The organism is Alteromonas sp. S015, assembly GCF_036864485.1.
In the GTDB taxonomy this organism is placed as follows: Bacteria; Pseudomonadota; Gammaproteobacteria; order Enterobacterales; family Alteromonadaceae; genus Alteromonas.
Genome location: NZ_JAZETO010000002.1, coordinates 410,921 through 423,644 on the forward strand (window position 1 = coordinate 410,921; position 12,724 = coordinate 423,644).

At 41.9% G+C, this 12,724-nt stretch carries 15 protein-coding genes and 1 tRNA gene; 11 read left to right on the forward strand and 5 right to left on the reverse strand.

Features of this window, described 5'->3' with window-relative positions; genetic code table 11:
• Positions 1-115 precede the first annotated feature (115 nt).
• The 5 genes from V7R42_RS05785 to V7R42_RS05805 all read left to right on the forward strand — a co-directional run bounded on the left by V7R42_RS05785 (position 116) and on the right by V7R42_RS05805 (position 5,102).
• A complete protein-coding gene (locus tag V7R42_RS05785; RefSeq protein ID WP_334019244.1) occupies positions 116-496 on the forward strand; it encodes a PA2779 family protein in 381 nt (126 codons plus the stop codon).
• A 4-nt stretch (positions 497-500) separates the two neighbouring features.
• Positions 501-1,445 carry a PA2778 family cysteine peptidase gene (locus V7R42_RS05790; protein WP_334019245.1) on the forward strand — a complete coding sequence of 315 codons (945 nt, stop codon included), beginning with the start codon at positions 501-503 and terminating at the stop codon, positions 1,443-1,445.
• Positions 1,446-1,529: 84 nt separating this feature from the next.
• Positions 1,530-1,934: a hypothetical protein gene (locus V7R42_RS05795; RefSeq protein WP_334019246.1), complete on the forward strand. Its 405-nt coding sequence runs from the start codon at positions 1,530-1,532 to the stop codon at positions 1,932-1,934.
• Positions 1,935-2,028: 94 nt separating this feature from the next.
• Positions 2,029-3,123 (forward strand): mechanosensitive ion channel family protein, encoded by a 1,095-nt coding sequence (locus V7R42_RS05800; RefSeq protein ID WP_334019247.1) that lies wholly within the window; start codon positions 2,029-2,031, stop codon positions 3,121-3,123.
• Between the two features lie 428 nt (positions 3,124-3,551).
• The gene (locus V7R42_RS05805) at positions 3,552-5,102 is read left to right on the forward strand and encodes a pectate lyase family protein (RefSeq protein WP_334019248.1); all 1,551 of its coding nucleotides are present in this window, start codon (positions 3,552-3,554) and stop codon (positions 5,100-5,102) included.
• A 418-nt stretch (positions 5,103-5,520) separates the two neighbouring features.
• On the opposite strand, the gene V7R42_RS05810 is transcribed toward V7R42_RS05805, so the two are convergent.
• The 4 genes from V7R42_RS05810 to V7R42_RS05825 form a co-directional block, all read right to left on the reverse strand.
• Positions 5,521-5,664 carry a hypothetical protein gene (locus tag V7R42_RS05810; protein ID WP_334019249.1) on the reverse strand — a complete coding sequence of 48 codons (144 nt, stop codon included), beginning with the start codon at positions 5,662-5,664 and terminating at the stop codon, positions 5,521-5,523.
• A gap of 23 nt (positions 5,665-5,687) precedes the next feature.
• Positions 5,688-5,816 carry a hypothetical protein gene (locus V7R42_RS05815; RefSeq protein WP_334019250.1) on the reverse strand — a complete coding sequence of 43 codons (129 nt, stop codon included), beginning with the start codon at positions 5,814-5,816 and terminating at the stop codon, positions 5,688-5,690.
• Positions 5,817-6,067: 251 nt separating this feature from the next.
• A complete protein-coding gene (locus tag V7R42_RS05820) occupies positions 6,068-6,769 on the reverse strand; it encodes a hypothetical protein (protein WP_334019251.1) in 702 nt (233 codons plus the stop codon).
• A 346-nt stretch (positions 6,770-7,115) separates the two neighbouring features.
• Positions 7,116-7,192: transfer RNA gene (locus V7R42_RS05825), tRNA-Ile, on the reverse strand.
• Between the two features lie 514 nt (positions 7,193-7,706).
• Here V7R42_RS05825 and V7R42_RS05830 point away from each other — a divergent pair.
• A complete protein-coding gene (locus V7R42_RS05830) occupies positions 7,707-8,516 on the forward strand; it encodes an MbnP family copper-binding protein (protein ID WP_334019252.1) in 810 nt (269 codons plus the stop codon).
• A gap of 289 nt (positions 8,517-8,805) precedes the next feature.
• Entirely contained in the window at positions 8,806-9,135 is a 330-nt protein-coding gene (locus tag V7R42_RS05835; RefSeq protein WP_334019253.1) for a hypothetical protein, read from the forward strand.
• A gap of 48 nt (positions 9,136-9,183) precedes the next feature.
• Here V7R42_RS05835 and V7R42_RS05840 read toward each other — a convergent pair whose 3' ends face one another.
• A complete protein-coding gene (locus V7R42_RS05840) occupies positions 9,184-9,843 on the reverse strand; it encodes a hypothetical protein (RefSeq protein WP_334019254.1) in 660 nt (219 codons plus the stop codon).
• A gap of 310 nt (positions 9,844-10,153) precedes the next feature.
• On the opposite strand from V7R42_RS05840, the gene V7R42_RS05845 reads away from it, so the two are divergent.
• The 4 genes from V7R42_RS05845 (at position 10,154) to V7R42_RS05860 (ending at position 12,624) form a co-directional block, all read left to right on the forward strand.
• Positions 10,154-10,480 carry a DUF3718 domain-containing protein gene (locus tag V7R42_RS05845; protein WP_334019255.1) on the forward strand — a complete coding sequence of 109 codons (327 nt, stop codon included), beginning with the start codon at positions 10,154-10,156 and terminating at the stop codon, positions 10,478-10,480.
• A 135-nt stretch (positions 10,481-10,615) separates the two neighbouring features.
• Positions 10,616-11,377, forward strand: a complete 762-nt coding sequence (locus V7R42_RS05850) for a LytR/AlgR family response regulator transcription factor (protein ID WP_334019256.1) — start codon at positions 10,616-10,618, stop codon at positions 11,375-11,377.
• Between the two features lie 147 nt (positions 11,378-11,524).
• Entirely contained in the window at positions 11,525-11,917 is a 393-nt protein-coding gene (locus V7R42_RS05855) for a CidA/LrgA family protein (protein ID WP_334019257.1), read from the forward strand.
• On the forward strand, positions 11,914-12,624 hold the full coding sequence (locus V7R42_RS05860) for an LrgB family protein (RefSeq protein ID WP_334019258.1): 711 nt from the start codon (positions 11,914-11,916) through the stop codon (positions 12,622-12,624). The genes V7R42_RS05855 and V7R42_RS05860 overlap by 4 nt, the downstream gene beginning before the upstream one ends.
• Positions 12,625-12,724: the final 100 nt, after the last annotated feature.

Sequence of the window (12,724 nt, forward strand, 5' to 3'; positions counted from 1 at the left end):
GCAGACTGCAAACGCGTCTGCTGAATCAGTGCGAAGTTTTATTTCACATTACTTTACAGTGTTTTAGGTAACGCAAAAGAAGAATAAAACTGGGCATTTTAAAGAGGGAAACATCATGAAATTTTTGAAAAAAATTGCGATTGGTTGCTTTTCGGCAACGGTTTTAATGTCTGGCAGTGTACACGCTGAAGCAATTAGCTCAGATTCCGTAATGCAAACCCAAGCCGCTCACTACAATAAGCAGCAGTTAATTGACATGGTTAACCGTTCAGACGTACAGAGCAAATTGGTAAGCTTAGGTGTTGATAGCAACCAAGCTATTTCGAGAATCAACGGCATGACCGACAGCGAAATTGCCCAATTAAATGATGAAATTAATCAAGCTCCAGCGGGTGGTGTTGTAGGTGCAGTGCTTACCGTACTTGCTATTATCGCAATTTTGGACCTAATTGGTGTAACTGACGTTTACCCATTTATTCGTCCAGTGAACAGCTAATAGAATGATCAATTCAGTTAAAAAGGCCTGCGCGTTAGCAGGCCTTTCGCTTCTATTTTTGCTTTCAGGCTGTCAGTCCACACCTCAAGCTGACAAGCTGCGGCAAGAGGGACTTGCCTCTTTACCTGAATCCCACACTATTCAATCTGTTCCGTTTTTTCCCCAAGAGCAGTTTTATTGCGGGCCTACTACGCTATCTGAAGTGTTTGGTTACTATGGTGAAAGCACCTCTCCAAATGATATCGCACCTAAGTTGTTCATTCCCAATAAGGAAGGAAGTCTTCAGCTAGAAATGATCACGGCTACTCGGCAGTTTGGTTTTTTGCCCTATACTAAACGAGGGACATTATCGTCAATAATGTCGTTGGTGAAAGACGACATTCCAGTGATTGTATTTCAAAATTTGTCCATCCAGTTATTACCCCAATGGCACTACGCTGTCGTTGTTGGGTTCGATAGCGAAACGGGAACGGTTACTTTACATACGGGTCTTACACCTAATCACGAAATGTCACTAGAGCTTTTTGAAAGAACGTGGGGAAGAGGAAACTACTGGTACTTGGCTCCGGTTCCACCAGGTGTTACGTCGTCCGAAATGACACCTTTTACATACGTCAGTGCCGCTTACGACATGCTTAAAGTAGGGAACAAAGCACGTTCATTAGCGTTTTTAAAAACCGCTTCTCAGACTTGGCCTTCCTATTGGTTAAGCTACTTTCTGATTGCCAATTATTATCTCGAAAATCCTGACATTGAAGGTAATAACAAACTGGCGATAACTTGGTTTGAAAAAGGGTATGACGTGGGCCAACATCAACAAGCGTATGTACACAACTATGTTGTTGCGCTTCGTAAAGGCGATAGGGCAGAGCAGGCGAATAAAGTTCTTGTGAACGCTCTCATAAGTTTTCCAGACAATGATAGCCTGTTGGCATTGAAAAAAGAGTAGTTGATTCCCGATATTGCCTCTAATTCGAAAATGATGCTATTTTTCAGTTATGCTTAATCAAGTTTTAAAGAATTAACGTTGGTCATGTCAAGAAATCTAAGTAACGCATCGATATCTCATACAAATGGCATTATTACAACCAAGCTATATGGCATTTTTAATGAGAGTAGCGCAGAGAGCTACCGAAAAGAGCTTTTCGAGTTAGTTATGGGATTAAAGGGGAAGCCTTTTGCTTTACTTGCCGACATTAGCCAAGTAGAGGGCGCAACGCCCGAAGCGTTTGATATGGTTAAGCACATTATTACTCGCCTCCCTGAAATGGGCCTCATCGCGAAAGCATATGTATACAAAGGGGCAGTGATCCGTGGAATCATGCACCAACGGATCCCCGAGCTTGCTTCAATGGATTACCTGTTTTTTACAGATAACGAAGAAGCTAATCAATGGCTCTTTAACCAATATCAACAAAAGCTTCCTGCACATTCCTAACAACAATTGGTGCACCTTTTGCGTCTTCTTTTTCGTATTAACGTGTAGCTAATATTAAAAGCACCATACTTTTTGCGCAGGAGCATCGTCAGCCGTGGATAGCACTCAACTTCTTGAAAACAAGCAGGTACTAGCAATAGCCGGATTAGTCGGGGTTGTTATTGTGCTTTTCATCATTAAACGCCTCATATTGGTGCGCTTGAAAGCCAAGGCCCGTTCAGAAAACAGCAGTATGTCTGACATTTATCGCGTGCTTGTGCTGTCGCTTAATGCCCCACTTAATTTGCTTATCTGGGTTATCTTCCTGCAGTTGGTTAAAAGTATTGTTTCAGTATTTCAAATAGAAGATGAAAGAGCCGTTAAAGCATTAACCATTGTTATTGAAGCTGGATTAATCATTACCTTATTTCTCTTTTTCGAGCGTTTTGTCACCTACTCCTTGAGTCGTTATCGCGACCAGTCAACCATAGTCAAGAACACAAGTGCAATTGCCGGTGGAGCTGTAAGAGCGCTGTTCGCTGTATTAGCAATTCTCATTATATTAAGTACAATGGGGGTCTCTGTAACCCCTATTGTTGCCTCGTTAGGCATTACTTCACTTGCGGTGGCATTAGCGCTACAGCCCACACTTGAAAACTTCTTCTCGGGTATTCAGTTAGTTATGGATAAGCCCATTCGCATAGGCGACTTCATTGAATTGGACTCGGGAGAGCAAGGCTTTGTTGAAAAAATAGGATGGCGCTCTACTTGGGTTAGGATGCTGCCTAACAATATCGTTATTATGCCCAACAGTAAGTTGTCTAATTCAAAACTGATAAACTATTACTATCCCGAACGCGAATTGTCGGTGCCCGTTGAAGTTGGCGTGCATTACAGTTCAGACTTAGAACATGTTGAAAAGGTCTGTTTAGAAGTAGCCAATACTATTCTAGAACAGCACGAGTTTGGCGTTGAAACTTACCAGCCCTTTGTGCTTTTCCATACCTTTGATAATTCCAGCATCAATTTAACCGTTATGCTAAGAACCCGTGAGTACTTTAACCGCTTTTTCATAAAAAGTGCCTTTATAAAAATGCTTAAAAAGCGTTTTGATGAAGAGGGAATAGTTATTCCATTTCCAATTACTGCGCTCAATATGGAACAGGAGAGGGGGGCTCAGGCATCAGGTAATCCGATCTCTAAGTCTTAAATGCAATACCATCCAACACAGTATGATTTTTAGCTAAGGGAGGATTTTTCCAAAGGCGATCTGTGTTCGTTTGCTCATCTTGTAATCCCTTTTTACACGCTAGCTATTAACCACTGAGATATTCAACGCTCAATTAAAATACCGGTGGCAATTTATGGGCGTTTTAGTCAAATTTGCACACAAATTAATCTTAAGTTTTTCAATGTTATACTGTAAACTGTTTATTTAAAGTTATATTTATTAATAATTTGTTATTAAATAAAGTTAAAAATGTTTTCGAATATCTGCTATTGTCTTTTGTGCTACCGGTGGCATTCGGGCGGTGATTAAGTTCAATTAGTTTATATATAAAATCGAACTAATTGATGTGGTCTTGTTGAGTAATTGAAGCTGTACGCCCTTCCAATTATCAATCTAAGGACACAAAAATGAGACAAAAATTGTTAGTACCTCAATCAACTATAATCGCATCATCCATAGCATTAGCCATTTCCACGTCGGTCGTCGCATCAGGCTTTCACACGCAGAATGGCGGTACAACTGGCGGCCAAGGTGGGCAAGTAGTTCAAGCCTCAACGGGTAAACAAATACATGAAGCACTGTGCAATAGAAACACCTCAGAAACACCGATTATTATTGAGGTTTCTGGAACCATCAACCATGGTAATACCGAAAAAGTGTCTGGGGACAGTTGTAATACTGCAGATGATAAAATTGAATTGAAGGACATCGCAAACGTGACGCTTATTGGTGTAGGCAATGGCGCAACGTTTGATCAGCTGGGTATACATATTAGAAACTCACAGAACATAATAATAAGAAATGTTCGCGTTAAAAATGTCAAAAAATCAGGTTCGCCTACGTCAAATGGCGGTGATGCGATAGGGATAGAAAAAGATGTTCGCAATGTATGGGTTGACCATGTAACGCTAGAAGCGAGTGGTGGCGAAAGTGACGGCTACGACGGCTTATTCGACGTTAAGGATAACTCGAAATACATTACCCTATCTTACAGTATCTTACGCAACTCAGACCGAGGCGGGTTGGTTGGTTCAAGCGAATCTCAAGTGAACAATGGTCCGATTACTTATCACCACAATATCTTTGAAAATTTAAAATCGCGCGTTCCCCTAGTAAGGGGCGCGACGGCTCACATTTACAACAACTATTATGATGGAATTCGTGCATCGGGGATAAACTCGCGCGCGGGCGCCGAAGTAAAAGTAGAAAACAACTATTTCGAGAATAGTAAAGATCCGTTAGGTACGTTTTATACAACAACAGATGGCTACTGGCAGGTTGCGGGAAACACGTTCGGTAGTGGGGTGACGTGGAGCGACTCAGATAGCGATTATGAACCTGCAGGACCAAACGTTCAGTCTACAGCATCAATTTCCATCCCTTATAGTTACTCACTCGATGGAGCGTCTTGCATACGAGATATTCTTGAGAGTACCGCGGGAGCCAACAAAAATCTTGCAGTATCTGACGGTAGCTGTGGTTCAACTGGCGGCGATAACGGCGGTGGCGATAACGGTGGCGGCGATAACGGTGGCGGCGATAACGGCGGTGGCGATAACGGTGGCGGCGATAACGGCGGTAATCCTCCGAGCGGCACCAACTTATCACTAAGTGCACAATCTGACGGTAGCTCAAAGTACAGTGGAACAAGTTACGGTAATGTTAGAGATGGTAATGTGTCTACTTATTGGTCTCCAAGCGGCACAACTGGACGAATTAGTATTAAACGCCTAAATACGACGGTGAATAAAGTAAGAATAATTGAAACTTCTTCCAGCCAAGGTGCGGTAACGTCATGGCGGCTTGTGAACAATGACAATGGAAACTTGCTAGCGTCTGGAAACTCAATACCAAGTACTATTTCGTTTTCAAACACCAATCTGGATAAACTAAACTTTATCATCGACTCTGCAACACAAAGACCGCAAATTGCAGAATTTGAGGTATATTTAGATTAACTAAAGCGCTGTATTTTGACTACGTAAGGGGACTATCTTTGTTTAGATAGCCCCTTTTTTACGTAGATAACCGCGAAGTAATAAAGTAAAAGCCGGTGGGTATTGTGCTTAGTGTAAAACAATAAGTGGTTATGAGCGTTTTCTATAAATCCGTCACTACGAGTTTTTTCGTGATGAAAGGGCGATTATTGCTTGGAAACTGTTTCCTCAGCAGACACATATAACTTGCCTGTAACCAAAAAAAGTAAAGCCGTTTGAAGTTCTAACAAATATAATTGCTTATCTCCTATTACAAAATAAGTCCATATAGCGCTTAAAAGGTAGATTCCAGATGCGATGTTAAAACCAATACTCGCGTGTTTCCTTTTCATTTTGCTTCTCTCCAAACACAGGGGCATTTCGCCCCTAGATACTGCATTTACCAGTGATTTCTATTTGTATTTCCGTACTGCGCATAAATCGCATCACTTGCGTTTGAGACTTGGGCAAAAAATGCGCCTAAATCGTAAAAAAGACCAGCACCAGATACTGATTCTACTTGAGTCGTGTTTAGTTCAATCACTTTAACTTCCTTATTGTTGGGTGTTAATTTCTGTGGTCTGAATAACCTTTATAAAAGTCGTATGCCGCTACTGCAATGGCTATGGCGATTGCGATTCGGTCCAAATAGCCGCCAGAAATACTCCGTAGCTCTTCTAGTTTGATTTCTTCCATAAGTCATTTCCCTTTTAGTAGCGACCAGAATTGGTCGAGAACAATAGTTACAGTATCTTTCGCTTGATTAAACTGATCCATGTAACTGTTTTTATGCTCCTTAGATTGAAACTGCACTTTTCATGAAGACCATCAGTATCAAAGCCGTATACTTTTTTCTCTTTAAGCTAGTCTGCGTTGCGGACGAACGCAGACTAGCTTAAGTTGTGTCCTCTTCCTCAAATGGCGAAGTGGCCAAAAGGTCTAAAGTTTTATTGCGGAGTAAGAGTGAATTCAACCTCTGTATAAATCATTTTAGTCTGGCCTTCATACCCTGAGTCAGTGCCAAAATAGAGCCACATGTTACCCTCTTCAGAAGAAATGATTTCGAAGCCTTCGCTTCCTGTAAATGCCATTGTTTTTTGTCCAACAGGCTGGTCTGAGTCGCATCCAATCTCAGGCACACCAATGGTACCTAGAACTACGCTATCATTACCACTTTGTGACTGACTCCCGATATCGATATTCATATAGTAGTCGGCTTGTGCAGGTTCAATCTCAGTAGCACCAGTTTTTAGATATACAGACTCGCCGGGACTGCCGCCAATACCAACGCAATCAGCTCCTGCGTTGGTATAAAAGCTAATGGTTCCTTCCAGAAGATATCGTTGATTTGGCTCCAACTCTGTAACTTGTGTTTTCAAGAACATAAATACATCGTCACTTCTATTGTGAGCGCTAAGATAAAAACCACTCTGATCATCGGTGGTTGGTACAGCACTGATTTCAGATTCAAACTCAAAAATATCTGCATTGCCTTGAGGATAGTCAGAAAACCCTGCTACCCACCCTTGCTCACCATCATTGAAGTTAGTAGTGACGGTGACCGATTCAACGACATCTGGTAAGTCTACGTCGTCTGAACTACACGCACCAAGTGCGAATGCAAGTAATAAAAATGACATGTTTTTCATGCGGTTAACTCCTTTTTAAGAAGGCAACAACGTATAGAACTATCTCGATGTAATCTGATCTAATTTGTAACAGCTATGGCTAAATATGTTATGGGTGAAAATTTGGCTATGAATATCAACTGTTTAACATACGTTGTGCATGATGATTATTTTTCGACTCCTTTGCATACGCTACATATATTAAATTGGCATTCGCAGCGTATACGATTCCCGCTTGTGAAGGTCGTATCTTCAATGCGGGAAGAGTTACTTTGTGCACTAATATCAAGAGACAATCATAAATGCAGTGTACGGCTCTTCGAACCGAATTAGGTTAGTAGTAACTATCGTCGAAGAGTAGGAGAAATGGTGGCCCCACCCTGACTTGAACAGGGGACCTGCCGATTATGAGTCGGATGCTCTAACCAACTGAGCTATAGGGCCATTTTGAAGTGTGCGTTGTATTTGCTGTGTGCAAATTGTTATGCAGAACAATCACAAACGAGCGCAAGTATAAGCAGTTTTATTTAGCTTGTCACGCCTCGCTGGTGGCTTTGTGATTTGTTTGCTTTATTTTTGTTCACTAACCCGTGGTTTGCATACATTTTTAAAAAAAATACTTCTCATAAATACGTAAGTTCATCAATAAATATACATTTACACAAGGCTGGCTTTTGGGCTTGGTAGGTGTTTTCATAAAATAAGCTTCCTTAGTACACAAAAGCATAGTCGTTTAGAACTTGTGTATGTAAGACGTGTCGGAATAATACCCGTGTTCTGCACTAAACCGTGCTTTACAGCAGTCGGAGTAAGCCAATCTATCTTGACTAATAAATGCTAAAAACAGCACTATTAGCGTTAATGGTCATGCATTCATGGTGTCGTCCGGTTAGGTGCATAGTTAAAAAGGTGGTTTGTATCAAAAACTACCATTCATTCAAAGGAAGTAGATATATAAATGAAAATGCCTTTTCGCAAGAGTATTGTGCCTTCGTTACTCTTAGCGGCTTTAGTGTCGTTAGCTGGCTGTGATGTAATCAACCTCAAAGGAAGGGAGCCGGGTGAGATCCCGTTTAAATTAGTGGGCGTCGATACCGGTGCTTGCCCAATGATCATGAGTATTGGGCAACAGCGATGGAATATTGATTATTTTGGTTTTTATCTTAGCAAGCCAGAGCTGCGAATTGATGGAAAATGGCAGCGAGTTAAGTTTAAACAAACCCAATGGCAAACGCAGAATGTGGCGTTGCTAAAGTTTCACAATAAGTGCAACAATCCTGACGATGCCAATAGCAAAATTGTATTGGACGTATCGGAAGAGTTGTTAAAACTGTCTACAAACTTGCGCTTCACTATGGGGCTTCCTTTCGATGAAAATCACGCTGATCGGCTTACACAGCCTTCGCCATTAAATGACAGTTCAATGTTTCAGAATCGTCAAAACGGTCACAAATTCTTGAGATTAGATGTCGCTAAAAACGGAGAAGAAGCACGCAAATGGTCTTATCATCTAGGCAGCGTGGGTTGCAATGCTGAGTCCGCTGACAGTCCGCCTGAAAAATCTTGTGCTTTCACCAACCGAGTGGAGTTTATTCTGCCCATGACCCAGCTCGATACTGATTTAGACCTCGACGTGTCGGTGTCTAACATTGTCGCCCAAGTGGACATCAGTGAAGCGCCAAGCTGTGTGTTTGAGTCTCCGGAAACTGAGCCCTGCAAAAAGCTCATTCAGAACTTAGTGCACAGGCCTTGGATTAAGTGGCAGTAATGGCTGCTTCACTTCCCATTGGTTTGCGAGGTGAGAGGTTTGATTGCACTTTAGTTTATCTATGCTTTCGCCCGTAATGATCAAGTAATATCCAACGAGGAATTTGTAAAATCATACGCCAACTGCAAAATTTAGCGATTTATTGCTCATTTTGTGTAATTTATGTTTATACTTTGCACACATATATAAACCAAATGCTTATGTGCTCATTGTTAACATCGTGGTAAACTCAACCACTTACATTCTTTGTTAACAACTATAAAGCAGGTAAGCGGTCGCGGAGATGAGAATGACTGAAAAACCCTTCATTACAAGTGGTCGAAATACCATCATTCATAAAATAAGAAAACTAGATCTATTGGTGATCAATGGCGATGAGCATCCGCCAGTTCTTGTAACTTACAAAGGTATCAAACAGTATGAAGGCAAAGTGCCTGAAAACAAACGCGATGCCAAGATGATGGATATGGAACTGGTAGATGTAACCACCAGTGATGTATTTGGCGACGAAAAAACATTATTGTTCGTACAAACCCTTAATGGTAAAGAGTACAAAATTGATTACTCTAAAATTGGTACGAGCATGTTCATTAAAATTCACCAAGACAGTTTTTTCTAAAACACATTGTATCCCTCATAGGGGCACAAAGGTTTTTAATAAATGGGGTCAGGCAATCTGGCCCCAGTTGTCTGCCTTCAGCGAATTGAACCCTCCAATTACTCTTCCTTTTCCTTTAAGCTGAACATAACGCTTTTTGAAAATACTAAACCTACAGATATCTACTGGCGTGACTTCTGATGCATTGACTCCGCTTATAACGCCTGCAGTTTCCAACCCTTCGGCAATTAACTCTGAACAGAACCAGCTGTTAAAATCTTCTTGATTGTAGCTTATGCTGCCAAATAGCGGGTGCTCATCAATAGCGTCAACGGCAGAGCCGAATAGCTGAAGTACGTCGTAAGGCTTTCCGTCTTGTTCAAACATGAAGTTAAAGAAGTCTCTTCTATTTTGCTCGAAGATACGTCTCGATTCACCAGACAGTGGTAGCCACCAAATATCACCATCATAAGACGCCACACGTTCACTAAGTCTATTGATCATTACCCCCCGCTTTCCTTTATATGAGGTTGCTTCCATGACTTGGTTAAAATAGCGATTAGACTCTTCATCGCGCATCTTTGTCTGCATAACAATAGCCACATGCGTGACAGCAGAACGCGTAGTGAGTTTTGTCCAACGAGAAAATAAACTGTTCCCGCCAAATGCAATGATGTCACCAGGCTGCATTTGCTCTCTTATTAGGTGGTACTGTTGTTGCTCTAACATAGCTCTTCCTTGATTACGTGTTAATGAATTAGATTTTGCCTGCACAGTTATACGGTAGGAATATTTGCTCGTTATGTTTTATTTTGCGACGAATGCATTTATTAGAATGTTGCAAAGTGTGTGCTAAGCACGACTAATTACAGTTTAGACCGATTATTTAACCTTCGCTTTTGTATGCCTGTCGCAACGTCTCAAATAGCAGTGCTTTAACGTTTTTATAGCGTGATTTTTACAACCTTTCACTAATTTAATGTTGCGGGGACAAAAAAGCTCGTCACCGCGTTGCCGAATATTATCAGAGGAACTTGTTATGTTTATGTCACGCCGTGTCACCCAATTTGTTTTACTTGGTTTAACGTTGTCGCTTACTGCAACCGTAGCGAATGCCGCATCATATCCCAAACAACTCGAAAAACGCTTAATTGCAGTGTGTGAAGCAGTAAAAAGTGATAACCGTTTGAAATTACATCGGGCTGTAAGAGCAACAGGTTTAACTATGCGAGACGTTCATGAGGGATTAGTGTGCAACGGTCAAGATATGCTTACCTTTGCACTTACTCATAATGCGGTCAAAAACGCTCAGCTGATTGCCCGTCGTGTTAACGCTAACCCAAGCGCATTAACCGCACAGCGTTAATAAAGCGTTTTCTACCCTGGCGATTGGGCTATGTAGCTTGTAGCCCCTTTTTCGCTTCAAAAAAACAATTACATCCAAAGATCGGGATAGGTAGTACTTTCAGCTATTAATGTTTGCACTTGCAAGGGAGCACTGATGATTGCACTGGTTTTTTTACATTCTGTTTCAATGCAAAACTCGCTTTGCAAAATGCTAGAGAAGCTAAATGTATTCAGTCATGTCTATCCTGTTCAGTCGGTAGGGCATTGCCTAGCACTGGCAGAAAAGTATCCCCAGTCTATTGGTTTCTACTCAGTCTCACAATCAAGCCGAAATCTTGCATCACGATATTGGTTAGCGGTAGGAAATAAAGACGAAGAAGCACTTTTAGCGTTTTCTTACAACGCGTCTGGATTTGTTAAATCACCGCTTGAAGAACCTCAAGTATTAAAAGCTATTGAACAGGTTAAAACCAAGTACCATATTTATGAAAGAGACTTTCAATTTAACAGCCTGGTAAAGGGGTTATGTAAACAATATGGCGTTTCCGAATCTGCGCTGTTGGCAACGTTACGTCAGCAATTGAGCAAAAGGGCACTGCCAAACGTTGTAGGGCTTCGCGCTGAAAATGGATGGTGTTGCTTAACCCCTGCAGAGATCAAATGGATTGAGGCTGCGGGAGACTATATGTGTATACAAACGTTGTCAGAGAGCTACGTTGTTCGCACAACATTGTGTGAATTACTTAAACGATTGGAAGAGCAGAGTTTCAAGCGCTGTAACCGCTCCGTGGCTGTAAATGCAAAACATGTTTCGCACTTGGAACAAAAACTTAATCAACGGCGAGTTGTGATGCAAGGTGGCGAAGCGTTCAAAATCACGCACAAGTACTACTATCAGTTTTGGCAGGCAGATTGAACATCGAACCGCATTGCGGTGGGGCCTTCTGTTATACGACTATGGTACTGCTGGTGGTTGAAGTCGCTTATCGTTACACTTATCCACTGAATATCGGGAATAAGTACTAGGGTCTGCAAAGCCTGTTAAGGAGCGATAGTGCGAGATGTGAGAAACACGATAGTGGGCGCAGTTTTAGTGTTTGCTGCTTATTATCTTGGGCTTGTAATCGTAAATGTGAGCTACCTTCCCATTCCTGGGCCTTTGATGGGCCTATTTTTGTTACTTGCTATGCTTTTTGTTTTTCCTCAGCTTGAAGTGCATACGGCGCGCTTTGTTACCTTTCCCTTAAAGCATATGCCTTTGCTATTTATTCCCGCTGTACTCGGCGTATCTATTTATTGGGCAGACATCCAGACCAATGCACTTGCCATCGCCATCGCGATTATTTTAACAACCTCAATAAGTTTAGGAGTAACCGCTTGGTTTGCTCAGTATTTATTTAACAGTAAAAGCGGCGGCGACTCAGAAGTGGCAAGTAAGAAGGTTGAGCGAAAATGAAGGAGGCGCTGTATCAGACCTTCAGCTTAACGGGACTATTGTGGCTTAGCGTTTCAATCATAGGCTACATTATGGCGCTGTGGGTAAACAAGAAATGCAAAGGTCATCCGCTAGCGCATCCTATTGTTGTTACCACGCTTGTTGTATCGATTGGACTTTCTCTAACCGATACGAGTGTCATTGAATATCAACAATCTGCCTCTCTTTTGCATTGGTTGCTAGGCCCTATCACCGTGGCCTTAGCATTACCTATTTACAGGCAATGGAACAAGCTAAAACACTATGGTTGGCGATTAATGGTAAGTATTGCTTTTGGCGGCATACTCGCGCCTTTCACCGCGTGGCTAACCTTGTTTGCGCTAGATGCACCATATGCAATACAAATTACCATGTTGGCTAAATCAATCACTACGCCTCTGGCCATGGAGTCTAGCGCTCTAGTTGGCGGCATTCCCGCATTGGCTGCCGTTTTTGTTATCGTGACGGGCGTAGTTGGAGCCATTGTCGCCACCGGAATGTTTGCGATACTCAACGTACAAAACCGTCAGGCGCAAGGTATTGCGATGGGCACGGTTGCTCACGCGATTGGTACAGCGAAAGCTATTCAAATGGGGGAAGATGTGGCCGCAATGGCAACACTGGGCCTTTGCGTAAACGGTATATTTACCGCGTTGGCATTACCCGTTATTTTTGGTTTTTTCGTTTAAGCGGTGCTTTCACGTCTTTTCGTGCTTCATATTTGTTGTAATTAATGATTACAAGTGAAAACGTGCTGGCAATATTCACCAAAAGTGCTATTTCTTAGTG

Excerpts from the sequence above, each read along its gene's own strand:
- V7R42_RS05785 (WP_334019244.1), top strand. The coding sequence starts at position 116 with ATGAAATTTTTGAAAAAAATTGCGATTGGTTGCTTTTCGGCAACGGTT.
- V7R42_RS05795 (WP_334019246.1), top strand. The coding sequence starts at position 1,530 with ATGTCAAGAAATCTAAGTAACGCATCGATATCTCATACAAATGGCATT.
- V7R42_RS05830 (WP_334019252.1), top strand. The coding sequence starts at position 7,707 with ATGAAAATGCCTTTTCGCAAGAGTATTGTGCCTTCGTTACTCTTAGCG.
- V7R42_RS05805 (WP_334019248.1), top strand. The coding sequence starts at position 3,552 with ATGAGACAAAAATTGTTAGTACCTCAATCAACTATAATCGCATCATCC.
- V7R42_RS05835 (WP_334019253.1), top strand. The coding sequence starts at position 8,806 with ATGACTGAAAAACCCTTCATTACAAGTGGTCGAAATACCATCATTCAT.
- V7R42_RS05845 (WP_334019255.1), top strand. The coding sequence starts at position 10,154 with ATGTTTATGTCACGCCGTGTCACCCAATTTGTTTTACTTGGTTTAACG.
- V7R42_RS05850 (WP_334019256.1), top strand. The coding sequence starts at position 10,616 with ATGATTGCACTGGTTTTTTTACATTCTGTTTCAATGCAAAACTCGCTT.
- V7R42_RS05860 (WP_334019258.1), top strand. The coding sequence starts at position 11,914 with ATGAAGGAGGCGCTGTATCAGACCTTCAGCTTAACGGGACTATTGTGG.
- V7R42_RS05790 (WP_334019245.1), top strand. The coding sequence starts at position 501 with ATGATCAATTCAGTTAAAAAGGCCTGCGCGTTAGCAGGCCTTTCGCTT.
- V7R42_RS05840 (WP_334019254.1), bottom strand. The coding sequence starts at position 9,843 with ATGTTAGAGCAACAACAGTACCACCTAATAAGAGAGCAAATGCAGCCT.
- V7R42_RS05820 (WP_334019251.1), bottom strand. The coding sequence starts at position 6,769 with ATGAAAAACATGTCATTTTTATTACTTGCATTCGCACTTGGTGCGTGT.
- V7R42_RS05815 (WP_334019250.1), bottom strand. The coding sequence starts at position 5,816 with ATGGAAGAAATCAAACTAGAAGAGCTACGGAGTATTTCTGGCGGCTAT.